At 73.9% G+C, this 19,579-nt stretch carries 26 protein-coding genes and 1 pseudogene; 13 read left to right on the forward strand and 14 right to left on the reverse strand.

All coding sequences use genetic code 11. From position 1 onward, the window contains the following. Positions 1–68: 68 nt before the first annotated feature. Together AB0G08_RS00325 and AB0G08_RS00330 are read right to left on the reverse strand one after the other, a co-directional pair. On the reverse strand, positions 69–569 hold the full coding sequence (locus tag AB0G08_RS00325; protein WP_358080982.1) for a methylated-DNA--[protein]-cysteine S-methyltransferase: 501 nt from the start codon (positions 567–569) through the stop codon (positions 69–71). Then, the gene (locus AB0G08_RS00330; protein WP_358080985.1) at positions 566–2,125 is read right to left on the reverse strand and encodes an AlkA N-terminal domain-containing protein; all 1,560 of its coding nucleotides are present in this window, start codon (positions 2,123–2,125) and stop codon (positions 566–568) included. Before AB0G08_RS00330 ends, AB0G08_RS00325 begins: the two co-directional genes overlap by 4 nt. Before the next feature lie 141 nt (positions 2,126–2,266). Here AB0G08_RS00330 and AB0G08_RS00335 point away from each other — a divergent pair, with 141 nt between their 5' ends. Beyond that, positions 2,267–2,749: a hypothetical protein gene (locus AB0G08_RS00335; RefSeq protein ID WP_358080988.1), complete on the forward strand. Its 483-nt coding sequence runs from the start codon at positions 2,267–2,269 to the stop codon at positions 2,747–2,749. Positions 2,750–2,844: 95 nt separating this feature from the next. Here the strand turns inward: AB0G08_RS00335 and AB0G08_RS00340 are convergent. Beyond that, a pseudogene (locus AB0G08_RS00340) lies at positions 2,845–3,660 on the reverse strand (EamA family transporter); the annotation flags it as partial. Between the two features lie 92 nt (positions 3,661–3,752). On the opposite strand from AB0G08_RS00340, the gene AB0G08_RS00345 reads away from it, so the two are divergent. Both AB0G08_RS00345 and AB0G08_RS00350 read left to right on the forward strand, forming a co-directional pair. Next, positions 3,753–4,256 carry a MarR family transcriptional regulator gene (locus tag AB0G08_RS00345; protein WP_358080991.1) on the forward strand — a complete coding sequence of 168 codons (504 nt, stop codon included), beginning with the start codon at positions 3,753–3,755 and terminating at the stop codon, positions 4,254–4,256. A gap of 205 nt (positions 4,257–4,461) precedes the next feature. Next, a complete protein-coding gene (locus AB0G08_RS00350) occupies positions 4,462–5,229 on the forward strand; it encodes a peptidase E (RefSeq protein WP_358080994.1) in 768 nt (255 codons plus the stop codon). Between the two features lies 1 nt (position 5,230). On the opposite strand, the gene AB0G08_RS00355 is transcribed toward AB0G08_RS00350, so the two are convergent. Beyond that, on the reverse strand, positions 5,231–5,791 hold the full coding sequence (locus tag AB0G08_RS00355; RefSeq protein WP_358080996.1) for an exonuclease: 561 nt from the start codon (positions 5,789–5,791) through the stop codon (positions 5,231–5,233). 143 nt (positions 5,792–5,934) lie between these two features. Between AB0G08_RS00355 and ychF the strand changes: the two genes are divergently transcribed. Together ychF and AB0G08_RS00365 are read left to right on the forward strand one after the other, a co-directional pair. Continuing rightward, positions 5,935–7,020, forward strand: a complete 1,086-nt coding sequence (ychF, locus tag AB0G08_RS00360) for a redox-regulated ATPase YchF (RefSeq protein WP_358080999.1) — start codon at positions 5,935–5,937, stop codon at positions 7,018–7,020. Positions 7,021–8,001: 981 nt separating this feature from the next. Next, on the forward strand, positions 8,002–8,406 hold the full coding sequence (locus AB0G08_RS00365) for a hypothetical protein (protein ID WP_358081001.1): 405 nt from the start codon (positions 8,002–8,004) through the stop codon (positions 8,404–8,406). Positions 8,407–8,541: 135 nt separating this feature from the next. Here the strand turns inward: AB0G08_RS00365 and AB0G08_RS00370 are convergent, their stop codons facing one another. Then, the gene (locus AB0G08_RS00370) at positions 8,542–9,036 is read right to left on the reverse strand and encodes a GNAT family N-acetyltransferase (protein ID WP_358081004.1); all 495 of its coding nucleotides are present in this window, start codon (positions 9,034–9,036) and stop codon (positions 8,542–8,544) included. 159 nt (positions 9,037–9,195) lie between these two features. Between AB0G08_RS00370 and AB0G08_RS00375 the strand changes: the two genes are divergently transcribed. Continuing rightward, complete coding sequence (locus AB0G08_RS00375; RefSeq protein ID WP_358081007.1) at positions 9,196–9,831, forward strand: hypothetical protein; 636 nt, start codon at positions 9,196–9,198, stop codon at positions 9,829–9,831. Between the two features lie 45 nt (positions 9,832–9,876). On the opposite strand, the gene AB0G08_RS00380 is transcribed toward AB0G08_RS00375, so the two are convergent. The 3 genes from AB0G08_RS00380 to AB0G08_RS00390 are packed head-to-tail and all read right to left on the reverse strand — an operon-like array spanning position 9,877 to position 11,065. Next, a complete protein-coding gene (locus AB0G08_RS00380) occupies positions 9,877–10,272 on the reverse strand; it encodes a hypothetical protein (protein WP_358081010.1) in 396 nt (131 codons plus the stop codon). Positions 10,273–10,313: 41 nt separating this feature from the next. Further along, positions 10,314–10,649 (reverse strand): YnfA family protein, encoded by a 336-nt coding sequence (locus AB0G08_RS00385; protein ID WP_358081013.1) that lies wholly within the window; start codon positions 10,647–10,649, stop codon positions 10,314–10,316. 59 nt (positions 10,650–10,708) lie between these two features. After that, on the reverse strand, positions 10,709–11,065 hold the full coding sequence (locus AB0G08_RS00390) for a hypothetical protein (protein WP_358081016.1): 357 nt from the start codon (positions 11,063–11,065) through the stop codon (positions 10,709–10,711). A 147-nt stretch (positions 11,066–11,212) separates the two neighbouring features. Here AB0G08_RS00390 and AB0G08_RS00395 point away from each other — a divergent pair, with 147 nt between their 5' ends. The 5 genes from AB0G08_RS00395 to AB0G08_RS00415 all read left to right on the forward strand — a co-directional run bounded on the left by AB0G08_RS00395 (position 11,213) and on the right by AB0G08_RS00415 (position 14,151). Further along, positions 11,213–11,674 carry a hypothetical protein gene (locus AB0G08_RS00395; RefSeq protein ID WP_358081019.1) on the forward strand — a complete coding sequence of 154 codons (462 nt, stop codon included), beginning with the start codon at positions 11,213–11,215 and terminating at the stop codon, positions 11,672–11,674. Further along, a complete protein-coding gene (locus tag AB0G08_RS00400) occupies positions 11,661–12,185 on the forward strand; it encodes a DUF3995 domain-containing protein (protein ID WP_358081022.1) in 525 nt (174 codons plus the stop codon). The genes AB0G08_RS00395 and AB0G08_RS00400 overlap by 14 nt, the downstream gene beginning before the upstream one ends. A gap of 39 nt (positions 12,186–12,224) precedes the next feature. Beyond that, positions 12,225–12,413: a hypothetical protein gene (locus AB0G08_RS00405; protein WP_358081024.1), complete on the forward strand. Its 189-nt coding sequence runs from the start codon at positions 12,225–12,227 to the stop codon at positions 12,411–12,413. Between the two features lie 186 nt (positions 12,414–12,599). Next, a complete protein-coding gene (locus AB0G08_RS00410; RefSeq protein WP_357876333.1) occupies positions 12,600–12,923 on the forward strand; it encodes a YciI family protein in 324 nt (107 codons plus the stop codon). Then, positions 12,916–14,151, forward strand: coding sequence for a DUF6596 domain-containing protein (locus AB0G08_RS00415; protein ID WP_358081027.1), 1,236 nt, complete (start codon positions 12,916–12,918; stop codon positions 14,149–14,151). The genes AB0G08_RS00410 and AB0G08_RS00415 overlap by 8 nt, the downstream gene beginning before the upstream one ends. On the opposite strand, the gene AB0G08_RS00420 is transcribed toward AB0G08_RS00415, so the two are convergent. From AB0G08_RS00420 to AB0G08_RS00430, 3 genes are read right to left on the reverse strand one after another with little or no spacing between them, the layout of a single operon-like run. Then, positions 14,144–14,506: a PH domain-containing protein gene (locus AB0G08_RS00420; RefSeq protein ID WP_357563583.1), complete on the reverse strand. Its 363-nt coding sequence runs from the start codon at positions 14,504–14,506 to the stop codon at positions 14,144–14,146. The two genes, AB0G08_RS00415 and AB0G08_RS00420, sit on opposite strands and share 8 nt — an antisense overlap. A gap of 34 nt (positions 14,507–14,540) precedes the next feature. Further along, positions 14,541–15,278, reverse strand: coding sequence for a class I SAM-dependent methyltransferase (locus tag AB0G08_RS00425; protein WP_358081030.1), 738 nt, complete (start codon positions 15,276–15,278; stop codon positions 14,541–14,543). Between the two features lie 33 nt (positions 15,279–15,311). Further along, on the reverse strand, positions 15,312–16,196 hold the full coding sequence (locus tag AB0G08_RS00430) for a LysR family transcriptional regulator (protein WP_358081033.1): 885 nt from the start codon (positions 16,194–16,196) through the stop codon (positions 15,312–15,314). 85 nt (positions 16,197–16,281) lie between these two features. On the opposite strand from AB0G08_RS00430, the gene AB0G08_RS00435 reads away from it, so the two are divergent. Next, the gene (locus AB0G08_RS00435; RefSeq protein ID WP_358081036.1) at positions 16,282–16,764 is read left to right on the forward strand and encodes a VOC family protein; all 483 of its coding nucleotides are present in this window, start codon (positions 16,282–16,284) and stop codon (positions 16,762–16,764) included. A gap of 199 nt (positions 16,765–16,963) precedes the next feature. On the opposite strand, the gene AB0G08_RS00440 is transcribed toward AB0G08_RS00435, so the two are convergent. Together AB0G08_RS00440 and AB0G08_RS00445 are read right to left on the reverse strand one after the other, a co-directional pair. Next, positions 16,964–17,299, reverse strand: coding sequence for a hypothetical protein (locus tag AB0G08_RS00440; RefSeq protein WP_358081039.1), 336 nt, complete (start codon positions 17,297–17,299; stop codon positions 16,964–16,966). A gap of 178 nt (positions 17,300–17,477) precedes the next feature. Then, positions 17,478–17,783, reverse strand: a complete 306-nt coding sequence (locus tag AB0G08_RS00445) for a 4a-hydroxytetrahydrobiopterin dehydratase (RefSeq protein ID WP_357874254.1) — start codon at positions 17,781–17,783, stop codon at positions 17,478–17,480. A 183-nt stretch (positions 17,784–17,966) separates the two neighbouring features. Here AB0G08_RS00445 and AB0G08_RS00450 point away from each other — a divergent pair, with 183 nt between their 5' ends. Further along, positions 17,967–18,404, forward strand: coding sequence for a (deoxy)nucleoside triphosphate pyrophosphohydrolase (locus tag AB0G08_RS00450; RefSeq protein ID WP_357874257.1), 438 nt, complete (start codon positions 17,967–17,969; stop codon positions 18,402–18,404). Between the two features lie 76 nt (positions 18,405–18,480). Here the strand turns inward: AB0G08_RS00450 and AB0G08_RS00455 are convergent, their stop codons facing one another. Beyond that, entirely contained in the window at positions 18,481–19,578 is a 1,098-nt protein-coding gene (locus AB0G08_RS00455) for a succinate dehydrogenase/fumarate reductase iron-sulfur subunit (protein ID WP_358081041.1), read from the reverse strand. Between the last annotated feature and the right edge of the window lies 1 nt (position 19,579).

Genomic DNA, 19,579 nt, shown 5'->3' on the forward strand with positions numbered 1-19,579 from the left:
TGTCGGTCGGGCCTGCCGCCGGCGCGGGGCAGGGAGTCGCCCCGCCGCCGGCGCCGGTCGGCTGCCCGTCAGCGCCGCTCGTGCCCGAGGAGCCACCGCTTCACGTCCAGCCCCCACCGGTAGCCGCCGAGCGTCCCGTCGGTGCGCAGCACCCGGTGGCAGGGGACGAACAGGGCGGCGGCGTTGCGGGCGCAGGCCGCGGCGGCGGCGCGTACGGCGGCGGGGCGGCCGGCCAGCCCGGCGAAACCGGTGTAGGTCACCGGGTCTCCCGGTTTCACCTCGCGCAGCACCTGCCAGGCGTGCGCCATGAACGCGCCCCGCGTGTGCTGCTCCACCGGCACGGCGTCGATCGCGGCCAGCTCGCCGTCCAGGTAGGACGCCACGGCGGCGGTGACCGGGCCGAGGTCGGCCCCGTGCCGCAGCGGCGCCCGCAGGGCCGGGTGCATCAGGGGGAGCAGGCTCTCCGGGTCGCCGGTGAACCCCGCCGCCCGGACCGCGCCGTCCGGGCCGGCCACGATGCTGAGCGGTCCGGCGGGGGTGTCGATGACGGTGCTGTCGTTCATGCTCATGCTGCTCTCCAGAGTCGGATCACCGCGTACGAGCGCCAGGGGCGCCAGCGGTCGGCGTACGCGTCGAGGGTCCTTGGGTCGTTGGGTAGGCCGAGGGCGGCGGCGCCGCGGCGTACGGCGAGGTCGGTGGGGAGCAGGACGTCCGGGTCGCCGAGGGCGCGCATCGCGACGTAGCCGGCGGTCCACGGCCCGATCCCCGGTAGCGCCAGCAGTCGCCGGACGGTCTCCTCGCGGTCCCCGCCCGGCGCCAGGTCAAGCGACCCGTCGGCGACGGCCCGCGCCAGCGCACGGATGGTCTCCCGCCGCCCGGCCGGCATCCCGAACACCTCGTCCGGGACCCCGAGCACCTCCTCGGCGGCGGGGAACCCGGACAGCCAGCCCGCCCGCTCGCCCCCCGCCACGGCCTCGCCCCCGGTCACGGCCTCGCCCCCGGTCACGGCCTCGGCCCCCTCGGCCGGCTGGTCGAGGGGCCTGCCTTCCCCGGAGCCCCGCCCCTGTCCGACGCCCTCGGGGGCGGGCCGGGAGAGGTGGGTCAGGAGGCGGGCGAGGGTGGTGCGGGCGGAGCGGACGGAGACCTGTTGGCCGACGATCGCCCGCACGGCCATCTCGAAGCCGTCGACCGAGCGGGGGAGCCGGATGCCCGGCTCGGCGGCGACCGCCCGGGCCAGCGCCGGGTCGGCGGCGAGGGTGCCGTCGACGGCGGTCGGATCGGCGTCGAGGTCGAGCAGGCGGCGGCAGCGGGCCACCGCGGGGGCGAGGTCGCGCATGTCGGTCAGCCGCAGCGTCGCCGTCACGTGCCCGTCCGCCGGGGTCAGGGCCGCCTCGCCCGGGCCGTGCGGCAGCCGCAGGCCCCGCCGGTACGTCCCGTCGCGCACCTCCTCGACGCCGGGCAGCGCGCGCAGCGCGAGGAAGTCCAGCAGCGCCCGCGCGTGCAGCGGCGGGCGGTACGCGAGCCGCAACGTGATCGTGCCCGCCCCGCCCGGCGCGGGACACCGACGGCGGGCGGTGCGCAGCTCGGACGGGGCCGCCCCGAACACCTCCCGGACGGTGTCGTTGAACTGCCGGACGCTGCCGAACCCGGCGGCGAACGCGACCTCCGCCATGCTCAGCCCGGTGGTCTCGATCAGGGTGCGGGCGGTCTGCGCGCGCTGCGCCCGGGCCAGGGCCAGGGGACCGGCGCCCATCTCGGCCCGCAGCATCCGGTGCAGGTGCCGCTCGGTGTAGCCGAGCCGGGCGGCCAGCCCCGGGATGCCGTCCCGGTCGACCACCCCGTCGGCGATCAGCCGCATGGCCCGGCCGACCACGTCGCCCCGCACGTCCCACTGGGGCGACCCCGGGGCGGCGTCCGGCCGGCAGCGCCGGCAGGCGCGCAGCCCCGCCGTCTGCGCGGCGGCGGCCGAGGGGAAGAACCGGACGTTCTGCCGCTTCGGCGTCATCGCCGGGCAGGACGGCCGGCAGTAGATCCCGGTCGACGTGACGCCCGTGTAGAACCAGCCGTCGAACCGCTGGTCGCGGCTGTCGACCGCCCGGTAGCACCGCTCGAAGTCCAACTCCACGTCACCGATGATGCCCCTGCTCGGCGCGCGTGGCTCGCGGGAATCGGACGTGGCCGTGCGGGCGGGAACGGGACGTCCGGAGCCGAAAGTGTCGGTTGTGGTCGGTACCGTCCGACCACCAACTCAAGAAGGGGTGCGGCGATGGTGAGCGTGGCGGGTCGGGAGGCGGCGTCGACACGGGACGGGCACCCTCCGCTGGACGGCGTGGTGGTGCAGCGCTTCTACGACCGGATGCGCGCGGTCGCCCCGGCCGCCGTCGGCGCGCTCGAACGGGACCGGGCCGGTGACCCGGGGCGGGCGTTCGGCGACACCGCCTGCGGCCGGCTCGTGCGCTCGCTCGACGCCGACGGCCTCCGCGCGCTGGGCATGTGGGTGCACCACTGGTGCATGCGGTTCTACGACGACGACACCCGGGTGGCGCTGCGGCTGGTCCGCGAGATCGCCGGCCGGGCCGGGCTGGGCTGGACCGCCGACGAGGTGCGCTGGATGCTCCGCGAGTCGTACGCGGCCGGTCCCGCCGCCGAGGCCCGCTTCACCCTGCCGCTGGCCGCCGCCGGGGAGCTGGCCCCGGGCACCCTGCCGATCGAGGCCGTGGTCCCCCGCCAGGCGGGGCCCCGCGACTGACCCACCGGGCCGGGCAACCGACCCACCGGGCCGGGTGATCGATCCACCGGGCCGGGCCGGCGCGCCGGCAGCTGCCCGGCGACGGTGGCGCCGACCGCCACGGCGAAGCCGGCGAGCTGCCAGCCGGTCATCGCCTGCCCGAGCACGGCCCAGCCGAGCGCGGCGGCCGTCAGCGGGCTGAGCGCGCCGAGCAGCGAGACCTGGGTGACCGGCAGCCGGGCCGCGCCCCGGAACCACAGCGCGTACGCCAGCGCCGTCCCGGCCAGCGTCAGCCACGCGTACCCCAGCAGCGCCGGCGGGTCGGGCACGGGCGGCGCCCCCTCGACCAGCAGGGCCGCCGGCACCACCATCAGCCCGCCAGCGGTGAGCTGCCAGCCGGTGGCGGTGAGCGTGCCGACGCCGGGCGGGCGACCCCAGCGCCGGGTCAGCACCAGGCCCGCGCCCATCGCGGCGGTGGCGGTCAGCCCGGCGGCGACGCCGGTCGGGTCGAGGCCCGCGTCGGGGCGCAGCACGACCAGGGTGACCCCGGCCAGCGCCGCGAGCGCGGCGGCCAGCGCCCGGGGGTGGGGCCGCTCGTGGAGCGCGAGCACCGTCAGCCCCGCAACCAGCAGCGGCTGGGTGGCGCCGAGCACCGCGGCGGTGCCGCCGGGCAGGTGGTACGCGGCGAAGAAGAGCAGCGGGAAGAACGCCCCGATGTTCAGCGCCCCGAGCACGGCCGCGCGCCACCACCAGACGCCGCGCGGGCGGTGCCGGGTCAGCGCGAGCAGCAGCAGGCCGGCGGGGAGGGCCCGGATCACGCCGGACCAGAGGGGCCGGTCGGGCGGCAGCAGCTCGCTGGTGACCAGATACGTCGTGCCCCACGCGGTCGGCGCGGCGGCGGTGAGCAGGACGTCGCGCCAGCGTCGGTCCACGATCCCTCCTAATCCTTGTCGCTAAGTATCTTGCCACTAAGCTACTTTGTGGCGAGATAAATCGGGAGTGCGAGGTGCGGCACAATCCGGGGGTGACCGAGCGGGACGACGTCGACGGCATCGTCGAGCAGTGGCAGCGGGAGCGGCCCGGGATGCGTCCCGAGCCGATGGCGGTCTTCGGTCGGATCTACCGGCTGGCCCGGCTCGTCGGCGACGAGCAGGAGCGCACCTACGCCCGCTGGTCGATCAGCCGGGGCGAGTTCGACGTGCTCGCCGCCCTGCGCCGCGCCGGCGCCCCATACGCGTTGGCGCCGAAGGCGCTCACCGCCTCGCTGATGCTCACCTCCGGGGGGATGACCGGCCGGCTCGACCGGCTGGAACGCGCCGGGCTGGTCCGCCGCTCGCCCGACCCGGCGGACCGGCGCGGGCTCCAGGTCTCCCTCACCCCGGCCGGCCTGGAGCTGGTGGAGGAGGCCGCCGAGGCGGGGCTGGCCGTCCAGCGCCGGCTGCTCGACGCGCTGCCCGCCGAGGACCAGCGACGCCTCGCCGACCTGCTGCGTACGCTGCTGGGCGCGGCCACCGACGGCGGGCGGTGAACCGGGGGCGCGGTCGCCGGTGGCGGGCGGTGAGCGGGGCGCGGACCCCGACGGCGGGCGGTTAACGGCGGCGCGGACCTTGGCGACCGACGGCCGTCGTGCTCGGGCCGGCGAGGTGGCCGGGCGGACGGCCGGCCTGGCGACGGGCCTGGATGGCGGGCCTCGGAGGCGGGCGGCCGGCGGCAAAGGGCGGGCCTCGGGCAGGATGGGCATCGCCGACCCCGACGGAAGGACGACCGTGCCCGCCAGCGAACCGACCATCCTCGCCACCAGCATGGGCATCTACGCGCCGCGCCCCGAGGGCGGGCCCCGGCGGGTCAACCCCGTCTTCGACCTCGCCGCCGAGCTGGCCGAGGCCGGGCCGGAGCCGAGGATCTGCTTCCTCAACCAGGCCGAGGGGGACCAGCCGACCACGCTCGCCCGGGTCTACGAGGCGTTCGCCGGCAGCCGGTTCCGGATGACGCACCTGGCGCTGTTCCCGATGCCGAACGTCGACGACGTCCGCGCCCACCTGCTCGCCCAGGACGTCGTCTGGGTGGGCGGCGGCAGCGTCGCCAACCTCTGCGCGGTCTGGCGCGTGCACGGCCTCGGCGAGATCCTGCGCGAGTGCTGGGAGGCCGGCGTGGTGCTCGGCGGCGTCTCCGCCGGCTCGATCTGCTGGCACGCCGGCGGGGCCACCGACAGCTTCGGCACCACCCTGCGCGGCTTCACCGACGGGCTGGGCTGGCTGCCCTACGGCAACGGCGTGCACTACGACAGCGAGGAGCAGCGCCGGCCGCTGATGCACCGGCTGGTCGGCGACGGGACGCTGCCGACGGCCCACTGCACCGACGACGGCACCGGCCTGCTCTACCGGGGCACCCGGCTGGTCGAGGCGGTCGCGGACCGTGAGGGGGTTTCGGCGTACGAGGTCCGCCGCGCCGAGGACGGCACGGTGCGGGAGACCCCGATCGCGCCGCGCCTGCTCGGCTGAGTCACCGCGCTGGGGGACGTCGCCGGCGTACCGCGTCGAAGACCTGGGCCAGCTCGGCCGCGTCCTCGCCGGCGTGGTGCGTGTGCGGCACGTCGGCCAGGTCGAGCTCGTGCTTGATCGCGCCCTTGCGGGTCTGCGCCCACTCGCAGCCGGTCAGCCCCATCCAGTAACTGCGCAGGTCGACGCCGGAGCCGGTGGCGCCGAACGGGCTGTGGCCGGTGAACCGGGTGAAGTACCAGTGCACGAACATGCCGTCCCAGACGGCGGGGGCGGCGAGGAACACCGGGCGGCCGACCACGCGCAGCCCGTCGACCCACTTCGCGGCGGCACCCATCGCCTCCTCGGCGGTGGGTGCCTCCCGCAGCAGCCGGTCCCGGTCCAGCCCGGAGACCGCGAGCGCGGCCGGCACGAACTCGTCGGAGATCGGCTTCAGCTCGGTGTAGAAGGTCAGCTCCGGGTGCCCGGCGACCGCCATGCCGAGCGAGATCATGCTGTACGGCCCGGGGATCGGCCCGTCCGCCTCCACGTCGACCGCGACGTACAGCTCGGGCAGCCGGCTCATCTCGCCTCCTCGGGTCGCTGGCGTCGGTCCGGGCAGGGTAGCAACGGTCCGTCCGTCCCCGGCGACCGTTTTCACCGGCTTCGGCGACCGCGCACCGGCCTGCCTGACCGGGAGCGTGGGGCACCGGCGTAAGCTGGCTCGTCGTGAGTCTCACCATCGGCATCGTCGGCCTGCCCAACGTCGGCAAGAGCACCCTGTTCAACGCGCTGACCAAGAACGACGTGCTCGCGGCGAACTACCCGTTCGCCACCATCGAGCCCAACGTCGGCGTCGTCGGGCTGCCGGACGAGCGGCTGCACACGCTCGCCGAGATCTTCAGTTCGCAGAAGGTGCTGCCCGCCCCGGTGTCGTTCGTCGACATCGCCGGCCTGGTGCGCGGCGCCTCCAAGGGGCAGGGCCGGGGCAACGCGTTCCTGGCGAACATCCGTGACGCCTCGGCGATCTGCCAGGTCGTCCGGGCCTTCTCCGACCCGAACGTGGTGCACGTCGACGGCAAGGTCTCCCCGGCCGACGACATCGAGACGATCAACACCGAGCTGATCCTCGCCGACCTCCAGACCCTGGAGAAGGCGCTGCCCCGGCTGGAGAAGGAGGCCAAGCTCCGCAAGGACCGGGCCGCCGCCGTCACCGCCGCCAAGCAGGCCGTCGAGCTGCTCGACACCGGCGTCACCCTCTACGCGGGCGCCAAGGACGCGGGCATCGAGCTGGAGCACCTGCGCGAGCTGCACCTGCTCACCACCAAGCCCTTCCTGTACGTCTTCAACGTCGACGAGGCCGAGCTGGGCAACGTCGAGTTCCTCGACGAGCTGCGCGCCCTGGTCGCCCCCGCCGAGGCCGTCTTCATGGACGCCAAGATCGAGTCCGAGCTGGTGGACCTGCCCGAGGAGGAGGCCCGCGAGCTGCTGGAGTCGATCGGCCAGCCCGAGCCGGGCCTGGACCAGCTCGTCCGGGTCGGGTTCCGCACGCTCGGGCTCCAGACGTACCTCACCGCCGGCCCCAAGGAGGCGCGCGCCTGGACCATCCCGGTCGGCGCGACCGCGCCCGAGGCCGCGGGGGTCATCCACTCCGACTTCCAGCGCGGCTTCATCAAGGCCGAGGTGGTCTCCTTCAACGACCTGGTCGCGGCCAAGTCGATGGCGGCGGCCAAGGCCGCCGGCAAGGTCCGGATCGAGGGCAAGGAGTACGTCATGCAGGACGGTGACGTCGTGGAGTTCCGCTTCAACGTCTGAATCCGGCCCGTCTCCGCAGGTCAAGAGGGTGTGCCCTCGCTCTGGGGCACATCGGGGGCACAACCCAACGCCTCATGGCAGCTGGTCGGGCGCAGCCATGCGGAAGGCCCCGCCTGGCTGGGTAGGTTGCCATCCGTCGGCCAATGCCTTCCGGACGATCGCAGCGACCGCCGACGGGAGAACGGGCACTGCCGACCCGCCAATCCAGTTGCTTGGATGGTCCTGGGGCATGCTGACCAGCAACACCCTGTCCTTGCAGTCGACCTGTTCTACAGCGACAGCGAGCGGTTGTTCACACAGCGCTTGGGCATAGGTTGGTCTGGCCCGCACTCGCCACCTGTAGGTGACCCCGTCAACCGTGATGAGCCGGGAGCCTCTCTTAACCAACGCCATGACGACCCTTCTCGACGTCAGATGACCGTGCCCGAAGCAGCGGTCACGGTGGGGCAGCGAGGGACGCCGAGTGGCGAGACAGACACGCTGCGTGCCGCCTGACCTCAGAATGTCGCTACGCCGCGTGTAGACCAATGCGATTCCCAAGCTGAGGATTGGCCCCATCAGTCCTTGGGCTTCCACCAGGCCGCGAGCAGCCCAACAGCGGCGATGAGGAGGACACAGGCAGACCCCGCGCAGAGCAGCAGGCCGAAGCCAGCGAAGGTCCCGAATTCCACCAGCCGACTGTAGGCGGACCAGCCTCGACCACTGTCGCCCAGGAGACGGCCTGGAGACCTCTTTCCCGGTGGAATGCTGCTCGGGCCCCGTGCTGTGTGAACCGCTCACCGACGCCCGCGCTGTCGGAGACGCGCTCGTCCCACAGCCACCACCGCAGCTGCTCCTCGGGCTCCAGACGTACCTCCCCGCCGGTCCAAGGAGGCGCGCGGCGGGCGAGTCGTTGACGCACCTGGCCGACCGCAGCGTCAGAAGCGCGAGAACCCGTGGCAGGGTGTCGCTCGCCGGCTGGATTTGAATCCGAGGAGAACCATGTCGAAGGACGCCACCGTCGATCTCATCCGATCGTTGATCGGAGCCGTGAACGGGCCGTCGTTGGCCAGGGAGATGCGCGGGCCCGTGGAGGGCTGGGAGTCGCTGGCGATGATCCTGGTGTTCGGCGAAGGCTATCGCAGCGCACACGGGTACGCGTACTCGCCCGACGGCGTCATCACGGCCGTGGCCTGCGACTGGTCGAGCATCGAGCCGGCGGTGCAGGCGTACCTGGGGAGCCACTACGAGCCCGGCGATCTGCTACCGGCGAAGATCCTCGTGCAGTTCGACCGGACGACCGGCAGGTACCAGGTGACGTTCGAGGACACGGACGAGGAACGCTGGGCGGTGAAGCCGGCGAACTACAGGGAGATGCGCGAAGCGCTGCGCCCGAAGTTCGACTGACACGGTGGTGACCCGGGCGCAGGCTTCGAGAAGCCGTCGTGACCGCGTGTGATCACGTCTCCAAGCCGATGGCTCGGATCGACGTCCGGAGCCGAGTCCCGATGGTCCTCCGTGCCCTCGACCGACGGTCGACCGTCAGCCCACGAGACTCTTGGTCATGATGTGCTCCCGGCGCACGCCGTCGGGCATGAGATCACCGAGCTCACCCGTGTCACGGAAGCCGTTGCGCCGGTAGAGCGCCCAGGCGTTGTCGTTGCCCCGGACCACGGCCAGCCGCAGCGTCCCCGCGCCCACCTGTCGGGCCCACTGCTCGATCGCCCGCAGGAGGTGGTCGCCCACGCCCCGGCCACGTCCCGCAGGCGCCACGTACATCGAGATCAGCTCGACGACGCCGTCGTGTCCGGTCGGCACCCCGCTGGCCATCCCGACGGGCTGCCCGTCGAGCATCGCCAGGATGTTGTGAGAGCCGGCGATGGCCAGCCGACCGCGCCAGCGCTCCTCGCGGTCGCCGTCGCCCTGCCAGTCCGCCAGTCGGGAGCCGAAGGCGTACGCCGCCTCCGCCAGCGCAGCGAGCCGCAGGTCCCGCCACAACCTCCAGTCGTCCTCGCTGAGCACACGCGTCTCGATCATGCGATGAAGGCTGCCGCAGGCACGGGGTGCGGGCAACCCGGTATCGCGTGCGTCTCGAAGTGCGGGTCCGGACCCATCCACCGCAGCTTACGAATCCCGGGGGTCGTCGCTCGGCGTACGGGCTCCACGAGCTTCCGTCCCGGGTGGATCATGGGAGGCATGAACGCCTCCCGACCGGTCGCGCCCGACGCACTCGCCGACGCCGTCCGAGGCGAGCTGGTCGCCGCCGGCCTGCCCGTGCTGCCTCGCGAGGCTCATGAGGGCGTGCCCGGCGGCGGCGCGTCCGTCGGCCACGGCCCTGAGGACGATCCCGGCGTGTGGGTCGGCTGGGTGGTTGGCGATGTCCTGCGCGACAGGGCCCTCCGCGCGCTGGAGGTGGGCGCGTACCGGCACGACGGCTCGGAGTTCCACCCCACCATGCGGCACCGGTGGGCGGTCGGGGAGGCGATGGCCGCCGCGATGGCGGAGGTTCTCCGGTCGGCCGGGTACCGGGTGGAGCGCAACGCCGACGATCTGCGGCCGGGTGCGTTGCTGGTCCGGGACCGGCTGCCCGGCCCCACCTGGCGTGAACCCGCCGCGCCGCCGCTCGCCGGCTCGGGCGGCTACCTGCCGGGCGTGCGGGTGCGGCTGGTCGAGGGCGATCACGCCGGGCGCGTGACCACCGTGGTGAGGGCGGGCTGGCACGCCCTGCCGCCGGGCGGGCCGCCGGACGTCTACCGCGTCGGGCATCCGGACGGTGCCGGTGAGCTCGACGTCCCCGCCACCGCAGTCACGCTGGCCGACGAGGACGGTTGACGGCCGGGCGGCTCCCGCCGTCGTCGCGCGGCAGGATCGGCAGCCCTACCAGTCGCGCCATTCGTCGGTGAGTTCGGCCCGCCCGATGCCGCGCCGGGACGTCAGCGCCTCGACGTCGAGGCCGCTGGCCGTCAGGACGACGTCGACGTGCTCACACAGGTCTTCGCGTTCACCCGTCTCGATCCTGCCGTGTTCCTCGTTGACGGCGTTGAGCGCCGAGACCACCCGCTCCACCGCCGCGAAGACCTCGGCGTCGGACGGCGAGGAGAGCGAGCGTACGTCTGCTTCGTAGGCGTCGAGAGCGGCGTCGACGGCGGTGATGAAGGGCTCGGGCCAGAGGCGGGGGGCGTACGCGGCGTCCTCGGCGAGGGTGCCTGCCGCGATCGCGGCCCTCTGCTCCCGCACGCTGCGGCCCCACTTCTCGGTGGGTCTCGTGATCATGGCGCGCAGCGTAACGTCGGCGTCCGACACCGCCGTGTGGTTCAGCCGCTGCGGGGGGCGTACATGATGACGGCGACCCCGACCAGGCAGATGGCCGCGCCGACGAGGTCGTAGCGGTCGGGGCGGAACTTGTCGACGACCATGCCCCACGCGAGGGAGCCGGCGACGAAGACGCCGCCGTACGCGGCCAGGATGCGGCCGAAGTTCGGGTCGGGCTGGAAGGTGGCGACGAAGCCGTAGCACCCGAGGGCGATGATCCCGGCCGCCACCCACAGCAGCCCGCGGTTCTCGCGCCAGCCCTGCCACACGAGCCAGGCCCCGCCGATCTCGGCGAGCGCGGCGAGCAGGAACAGCAGGATCGAGCGGGCCACCGTCATGCGTCGGACGGTAGCGGCAGCAGCACCTCATCACGCCGGTCGGGTCGACCGGCGGCCGGTCACCGCCCGGCCGCCGCTGCCGTGGCCCGCTCGGCGAGGCCGTCGAGCACGTCGACGTGGGCCGCGGGCACCCGGACGTCCAGCGTCAGCGCCTCCGGGCCGGACCGGGAGAGGTCGAACGTGAAGAACGAGCAGCACGTGGACTCGCGTGCCGTCAGGTCCCGTGCCGCCCGCTCCGCCTGCGCCGTGCCGGCGAGCCGCAGCCGCAGGTGCCGCGCGGAGGGCCGGGTGACGTCGCGTACCGCCTCGCGGAAGAACCGATCGAACTCCGCGAGTCGCGGCGGCTGCGCGGCCGTCGGCAGCGTGCACGCGTCCGGTACCCACGAGGCGCCCGCCATGGAGTGGCCGTTGTCCATGCCTCTGACGGTACAACCCGGGCTACCGCCGAGCCCCGGTTCGCCGACGGCGGCGGCCTCCCGACGCACGCCCTCCCTCCCTCGGGGGAGGCGGTCCCCTCCCGCTCGGGAGTCGGCGCGCGGGCCGCCGGGCCTAGCGTCGTGAGCATGGATGCTTCTCCTGGTGCGCGGCGATGGCCGGCCTACGCGGTGGCGGTGCTCTTCCTCGCGTACGCCTTGGGCAAGGCCGCCTTCGCCCTCGACTCCCGGCTCGGTTTCCCGGGCGGCCCGGTCGTCCCGGCTGCCGAGCACGACCGTTACGCCCGCGACGTGATGGGCGTGGCGACGGCGCAGTGGTCGGCGGCCGCGTCGGGGGTGGCGGGCGCCTGCCTCGCCCTCGCCACGGTCACGGCGCCGGGGCGCCGGGTGCCGAGGCCCCTGATGCTGCTGGCGCTGGCCGGCATGCTGCTGGCCGTCGGGGCCGGCGCGACGATCATGGTGCTGGACGGGTTCGTGGGCCTCGGCGTGGGCTGGCAGTGGTACCACGGGGTCCTCGGGCTCGTCGTGATCGGGCTGCTCGTGACGATGATCCGCTCCTACGTAGTGGCGACGAGACGTGTCGCGGGCTGACCGCGCGCGGCTGGGCGCGTACGGCGCGGCGGCGTGCGCCTCGGCCTACGGGGCGATGAAGCTCGCGCAGGCGCTGGGGGCCAACGCGCTGGCCGACAAGGACCCGCTCCCACCGGAGCTGCGCGAACGGCTGCTCGCCCGTGACCCGCTCTTCGTGGCGAGCCACTGGGTGCTGGCCGCCGCCGCGGTGGTCGGTGTCGTGGTCGCGCTGGCCACCCTGCGCCCCTGGCGGGCGGCGCTGCCGCGCCGGCTGCTGCTGGCGGTCACCTGGACGCTCGGCGTCCTCATGGTCGCCCGGTCGGTCGGGGCGCTGGGACACGGCCTGGTCGGCGACGCGCTGCTGCTGACCGGCATCCGGCCGCCTCCGGTCGGGCACGCCGCCCTGGCCCGCGACCTGGCGTGGTGGGATCTGTTGCTGTGGTCGCCGTTCTTCCTGCTCTGGGGAACGTGCTGGGCGGCGGCGGGCTGGCGGCTGGGCAGGCGGCACCGAGACGGTTCGCTGACGCCGTAGGGCCTGGGCGGACGGCGGGCGACCGCCTACGATCGCGCCATGATCACCCCGCCCCTCCCGCCCGACGCGCTCGCCCGCTACCCCGGGGCTGGAGAAGCTACCGGCCTTGCCGTGCTCGCCACCGCCGGCCCGGACAAACCGCTCGCCCCGGCCGGGCCGGGCCCGCTCGCCCCGCCAGGCATCGTGGCTGACGAGTGGAACGCCATGGGTGTCACAGACGGGCGTTGACACCCATGGTGTTCCACTCGTGGGCGTAGCGGAGACGCGTCGACCGTCGACTGCGGGCGGCGGACGGCCACTGCACCCGTCGCCCGGTGGGATTCTGAAGTTGCCGGGCCCGACGTGTCCGGAACCGGGCTGTCCGTTCGTCACCCCGGTGACAACCCGACACCGAGGAGCGGCATGAAGTACCTCATGTTCGTCTGCACCGACAGCGAGCCGGACGCCGACCGGGCCGACTGGCCGGACATCGAGGCGTGGGTCGCGGAGAACGACGCCCGGGGCCGGCGGTTGACGGGCGACGCGCTCGCGGAGACCACGGCGGCCACCACGGTCCGGGTCCGCAACGGGGAGCTGCTGCTCTCCGACGGTCCGTTCGCCGAGACCAAGGAGGTGATCGTGGGCTTCGACCTGCTGGAGTGCGCCGACCTGGACGAGGCGATCGAGGTGGCGCGCGCCCACCCGATGGCCCGCGCGGGGCGGCTCGAACTGCGTCCGATCGTCGCCCTGGATGGCTGACGGCCCCGTTGACCGGCTCGCGGTGGCGGCGGCCGACGCCGTCGCCGCCGCGAGCACGGGGTCGTACGCCCGGATCGTCGCGACGCTGATCCGGGTGACCGGCGACTGGACGCTGGCCGAGGACTGCGCCCAGGAGGCGTCGGCGCTCGCGCTGACCCGGTGGCCGACGGAGGGCGTGCCCGCCAACCCGGGCGGCTGGCTGATGACGGTGGCCCGCAACCGCGCGGTCGACGTGCTCCGGCGGGCCTCGGTCGAGCGGCGCAAGCTGCGCGAGCTGGCCCTGCTCACGCCGACCGAACCGGAGCCGGGAGCGGCGGGGGAGGGGGAGATCGTGGACGACCGGCTGCGGCTCGTCTTCACCTGCTGCCATCCGGCCCTGTCGTTGGAGGCGCGGGTCGCGCTGACGCTGCGTACGGTCTGCGGGGTCCCGACCGCCGACATCGCGCGGGCCTTCCTGGTCACCGAGTCGACCATGACCCGGCGGCTCACCCGGGCGAAGGCGAAGATCGCCGCCGCCGGCATCCCGTACCGGGTGCCGACCGGTCCGATGCTCGCCGAGCGGCTACCCGGCGTCCTCGCCGTGCTCTACCTGCTCTTCACCCGGGGCTACGACGCCGACGGCGAGCCCGCCTTCGCCGACGAGGCGATCCGCCTGGCCCGGCTGCTCGACCGGCTGATGCCGGGCCAGTCCGAGGTGGCCGCCCTGCTGGCCCTCTTCCTCCTCCAGCACTCCCGGCGCGACGCCCGGCGGGACCGCGACGGCAACCTCGTCACCCTCGACCGGCAGGACCGCGCCCGCTGGGACCACGCCGCGATCGCCGAGGGCGTCGGCGTCCTCGCGCGGGTCGCGGCGGAGGGCCCGTACGCCCTCCAGGCCCGGATCGCCGCGTGCCACGCGACGGCCGCGTCCGCCGAGGCCACCGGCTGGGTCGCGATCGCCGAGGCGTACGACCGGCTCGTCCGGTGGCAGCCGTCACCGGTGGTCGAGCTGAACCGCGCCGTCGCCCACGGCTACGCGCACGGGCCGGCGGCGGGGCTGGCGCTGCTGGCCGCCGCCCGGGCCGGCGGGGCGCTGGACGGCTACCCGCTCGCCGTCGCCGCCGAGGCCGAGCTGACCGCCCGGCGGGGCGACCGCGAGCGGGCCGCCGCGCTGTTCCGGCGGGCCGCCGACGCGCACGGTGGGGCGGAGCGCCGCGCCCTGCTGGAGCGCGCCGACCAGCTCAGCTGATGTGGTGCAGGATCACGTTGTGCACGTGGTGGCTTTTCTCGGCGCCCCGGAACTCGACCTCGTAGGTGTGCGTGCCGACGTGGATCGCGATGGCCCCGGTGGAGAAGAACGAGCCGCCCCACGACTTGTTGCTGACCACGCTGACGCTGGTGATCTTCGAGTACGGGATGCTGGTGATGGCGTACCGCTTGCCGACGAAGGAGCGGTCCTGGATGATGACGCGCCGGTCGGTCAGACCGATGAAGCCGGTGCCGGTGCCGACGGCGTCGTAGACGGCGATGATCTGTTCTCCGTGGAGCAGGCCGCTCTGGATCTGCTGGAACTGCTCCTTGCGGTCGTACGTCGCGTTCGCCATGCCCCCACGGTAGGCCGGGCGCGCCAGCCCAAGATCACTCCCGGCGGGCGAGGACGAGGAACTCCCCGTCGCCCCGGCCCACCGGCTCCCCGCCCCAGCCGCCGTGGATCCGTTCCACGGCGAACCCGGCCGACCGCAGCGAGCCGCGCAGCTCCTCCTCGGTGCGGAAGCGCAGGGTGGCCGAGCTGAGCAGCTCCTCGCCGGCACCGAACAGGTAGTGGTGGGTGAAGTCGACCCGGCCGTCGGCCACCGTGTGCACCCGCGTCCACGCCCGGACCACCTCGCCGTCGGGCAGCGTGATCCGTCGCCGCGAGTCGACCGGGTTCCAGCGTTCCCACCGCCGGTCCGCCGGGTCGCGCGAGTCGAACGCCAGCCGGCCGCCGGGCACCAGCGCCCGGGCCAGGTCGGCGAGCGTACGCGCCCACTCGTCGTCGTCCACGAGGAACTGGGCGACATGGCTGGTCAGCACCGCCACGTCGAACGACCCGTCCGCCAGTACGGCCGAGGTCCCCTCGACCCACGTCACCCGCTCGGCGCCCGGCTTGGCCCGGGCGGCGGCCAGCGACGCGCCGGCCGGGTCGACGCCGGTGACGGCGTGGCCGGCCGCGGCCAGGGCGAGGGCGAGCCGTCCCGTGCCGCAACCCAGGTCGAGGACCCGCGCGGCGGGCGTCTCGCCGACGAGGGCGAGGAACCAGTCGTCGTCGCGCGACCAGGGGCACTCGGCGTCGTAGACCGGCACCAGCCGGGGGTGGCGGAACTCTGCGTGCCTCATCGGCGTCGATCATGCCAGCCCGGGCGGCCCGCTTCAGGCCGCGTTCGCGTCGGTCGCGGCCCGGACGAACTCGTGGACCCGGGCCGTGCCGTTGCTCTCCCGCCAGACCAGGCCCCGCCGGATCGGCGGCGCGTCGCGGATCGGCACGTACGCCACGTCGGGGCGCGGGTAGTAGTGGCGGGTGTGCTCGCCCACCGGCAGCACCCCCCGCCCCATCGCGACCAGCGTCAGCATCTCCGAGAACGTGTTGCCCGCCGGCCCCTTCGGCACCGGCCGGCCCGACGGGGTGTGCTCGGGGGTCCGGTCGCGCTTGAACTCCGCCGAGGTCACGGCCGGGTACTGCACCACCGGGTGGTCCCCGAGCGTCTCCAGGGAGACGGACCCCTCCCGGGTCAGCGGGTGCCCGGCCGCCACCGCGAGCAACCGCCGCTCCTGAAGCAGCGCCGGCCCGCAGGCCATCCCGTCGAAGGGGTACGCGGCCATCAGGACGTCGACGGAGCCGTCGAGCAGGCTCTGCCGGGAGTTGAAGAGCTGCACCTCCCGCACCTCGACCTGGCAGTCGGGGTGGCGCTGCGCGAAGAGGGCGACGGCCTTGAGCAGCGTCGGGGCGGTCCACTCGCCGAGGAAGGCGACCCGCAGCCGCCCGGTGACACCCCGCCCCGCCTCGACGGCCCGGCGTACCGCGTCGTCGATGCCGGCGACCAGCGGCGCCAGGTCGTCGGCGAGCTGCCGCCCGATCGGGGTGAGCTGCACGATCCGGCTGGTACGGGCGAAGAGCGGGGCGCCGACGCGGCGCTCCAACTTCTTGACCACCTGGCTGATCCGCCCGGTGGTGACCCGCAGGCGCTCCGCCGTCCGGCCGAAGTGCAGCTCCTCGGCGAGGGTCAGGAAGGTCTCCAGCTCGTGTCGTTCCAGCACGTTCCGCCCATCGTTGAATCCGGCTCAACGATGGTAGTGCGATCGCGTCTTGGTCGGCGTCGCCGCCCGGCGGATCGTGAGGAGCATGAAAACGACGACGACAGTCACCGACTACCTGGCCGCTCTCGACGCCCCGCTGCGGGAGATCGGCGAAGGCCCACGCCCTGGAGGCGAGGTGAGCGCGGTGCGGGTCACGGGCTTCGACCACCTGGTGCTCAACGTGACCGACGTCGAGCGCGCGCTGGACTTCTACTGCGGCCTGCTCGGCCTGGCCCCGGTGCGGGTCGACCAGTGGCGGGCCGGCGCAGTCCCGTTCCCCTCGGTACGGGTCGACGCGGGGACCATCATCGACCTCGTCCGCCGGGACCGGGGCGGCTCCAACGTCGACCACTTCTGTCTGGTGGTGGAGCCGCTGGACTGGGCGGAGGTCGTCGGGTCGGGCGCCTTCACGGTGACCGAGGGGCCGGTGGGCCGGTTCGGCGCGCGCGGCAGCGCCACCTCGATCTACGTGCGGGACCCGGACGGCAACTCCGTCGAGCTGCGCTGGTACCCCCGGGACGCCTCCTGACCGGCCGCGGGGCCGCGTCCGGGCCGACGTCCCGGCCCGGCGCCACCGGCGGGCGCGCTCCGCCGGACCGCGACCGTCGGGTGGCGGCAGCGACGGGTCGCCCTGCGGTCCGTCGCCGCCGTTGGTGGCCGCGCCCCGCACGCGCGAAGCCCGCCGACGCATCGAGGGGATGCGGGCGGGGCTCCGGGCGCGGTGGCGACTACCGGTTGGTGCGCGGGTCGTTGTCGCGGCTGCGGCTGCCGGACTTGGCCAGGCCGCGGCTGACCAGGTAACCGATGGTCAGCAGGGTGATGTACCACCATGCCTTGTCGGCCGCGAAGTAGTCGCCGCCGTTGTTGGCGGCGCCGTCGCCGACGGCGTTCGAGGCGACCAGTACGCCGATCACCGAGAGCAGGTAGACGGCCAGCTCCGTGGTCTTCCAGGAGGGCTTGGTCTCGTCGCCGGGCCGGTGCGCGTGCCGGACGTCGTGGTCCACGTGGTGGCCGTCGTGGTCGGTCAGCCGGTCGGTCGCGCGGTTCACGGCGGGGGTGGTCATGTCAGCTCCCATAAAGTGCGTTATCAGATAATCAGTCCGGTACGGGGCCAGTTGTCTGCTCCCGCGCCGGATTGATACCCGCGCACCTTTCAGGAAAACATCAGCCTTCCCAGGCCTTCTCAGCCGATTCGCCGCGTCGACTGCCGGAACCGGGCGTCGACGCCGGGTCGGGGTGGGGTCAGGGCTGCGTGACAGCGCGGTACGCGTCCTCGATGCGGGCGGCCAGCAGGACCTCGCCCTCGCTCAGCGGCGCGTTGCCGTGCCCGACCCGGATCTGGGTCTGGTCGGCCCGGCGGCTGATCTCCGGACGCAGGTGCAGCGCGTCGGCGACCACCTTCACCCGCTCCGTGAGGGCGGCGTGCTGCGTGTCGTCGATGGTGAGGGTGCGTCGGATCTGCTCACCCTCCCGGATCCAGCCGGTGAGGAGGGTGAGGGCGTCGCTGAGGTAGTCGTGCTTGGATCGACCGCTGAACAGCGCGCGCATCACCGCACCTCCCAGGCGCCGTTGCCGGCTTGTGGCCAAATCGTCGCCGTCCCGTGTCTTGTCGGTGCCTTCCAGTCTGTCCTCGCATGCGGGGTGTGTCCACGCCCACACTTCCGGGTTCTCCTGCCCTGACGGTCGGCCACGGTACCCAAACCGCCGATTGATCTGGCACGCTGGACGCCCGTGCGGACCGAACGGGCGAATGGCGGCGGGCAGGCCGAGCGACGGGACCTCAGGGTGATCGTCGGAGCGGCGATCATCAGGGACGGCCGGGTGCTCGCCTGCGCCCGTTCCGCCCCGCCCGAGGTGGCGGGCATGTGGGAGTTCCCCGGCGGCAAGGTGGAGCCGGGCGAGAGCGAGACCGCGGCGCTCGCCCGCGAGTGCGCCGAGGAGCTGGCCGTCCGCGTGGAGATCGGCGACCGGGTGGGCCGCAACGTCCGGATGGCCCACGGCCGCTCGGTGCTCAAGGTGTACGCGGCCCGCCTGCTGCACGACGACCAGCCGCAGGCCCTGGAGCACTCGGCGCTGCGCTGGCTCTCCGCCGACGAACTGGACAGCGTCACCTGGCTGCCCGCCGACGCACCCATCGTCGCCGCCCTCCGGCCTCTCCTGTCGGCCTGAGCGGAAGCGGACACCCGGGCCGAAAGGGGACGGGGGCCGGCGGCATCAGCCGCGGCCCCCGTCATCGTCAGCGCACTCAGTGCTTGTCCTGCTCCGGGTGGGCGAAGTTCAGGTGCTCCGGCGGCAGCGGGAAGGTCACGTCGTCGCCGAACGGCGACGGCGCGGCCGCCCGGTCGAACGTGAGCTCCGTCAGCGGCAGCTTCCCGTGGTCGTCGACGGCCGGCGCGGTGGGCCTCGGCACCTCGCGGTCCCAGTTGACGCCGCGCTGCGCCTGCACCTCGGCCCGCGGGTCGTGGGAGCCGCCCGCGTGCGAGTGCACGCCCCCGTGCGCCGCGCTGCCGCGCACCGCACCGCTGACGTGTCCGCTGGTCACGCTGGTCTGAGGCACCTGACCCCTCCGGAAGATCTTGCTACCAAGCCACACGAGGGGATCGTACCTGCGGTCGACGACCCGCTCCTTCATGGGGATGATCCCATTGTCCGTGATCTTGATGTGCTCCGGGCAGACCTCGGTGCAGCACTTGGTGATGTTGCAGAACCCGAGGCCCTGCTCGGCCTGCGCGTACTCCTTGCGGTCGCTCTTCGCGTCCAGCGGGTGCATGTCCAGCTCGGCCGCCCGGATGAAGTACCGCGGCCCGGAGAACGCCTGCTTGTTCTCCTCGTGGTCGCGGATGACGTGGCAGACGTTCTGGCACAGGAAGCACTCGATGCACTTGCGGAACTCCTGCGAGCGTTCCACGTCGACCTGCTGCATCCGGTACTCGCCGGGCGCCAGGTCGGCCGGCGGCGCGAACGCCGGCGTCTCCCGGGCCTTCTCGTAGTTGAACGAGACGTCGGTGACCAGGTCCCGGATCACGGGGAAGGTGCGCAGCGGGGTGACCGTGACCGTCTCGTCCTCCGTGAAGGTGGACATCCGGGTCATGCAGCTCAGCCGCGGCTTGCCGTTGATCTCCATCGAGCAGGAGCCGCACTTGCCGGCCTTGCAGTTCCAGCGGCAGGCCAGGTCGGGGGCGTCGGTCGCCTGGAGCCGGTGGATGACGTCGAGGACGACCTCGCCCTCGTTCACCTCGACCATGTAGTCCTGGAGGTCGCCGCCGTTCTCGTCGCCGCGCCAGATGCGGAACTGGCGCTTGGCGCCCGGCTTGCCGGGCCCCGGGGAGTCCTGGTTACCCATT

The sequence above is a fragment of the Micromonospora sp. NPDC023644 genome, assembly GCF_040640115.1.
Lineage (GTDB): Bacteria > Actinomycetota > Actinomycetes > Mycobacteriales > Micromonosporaceae > Micromonospora.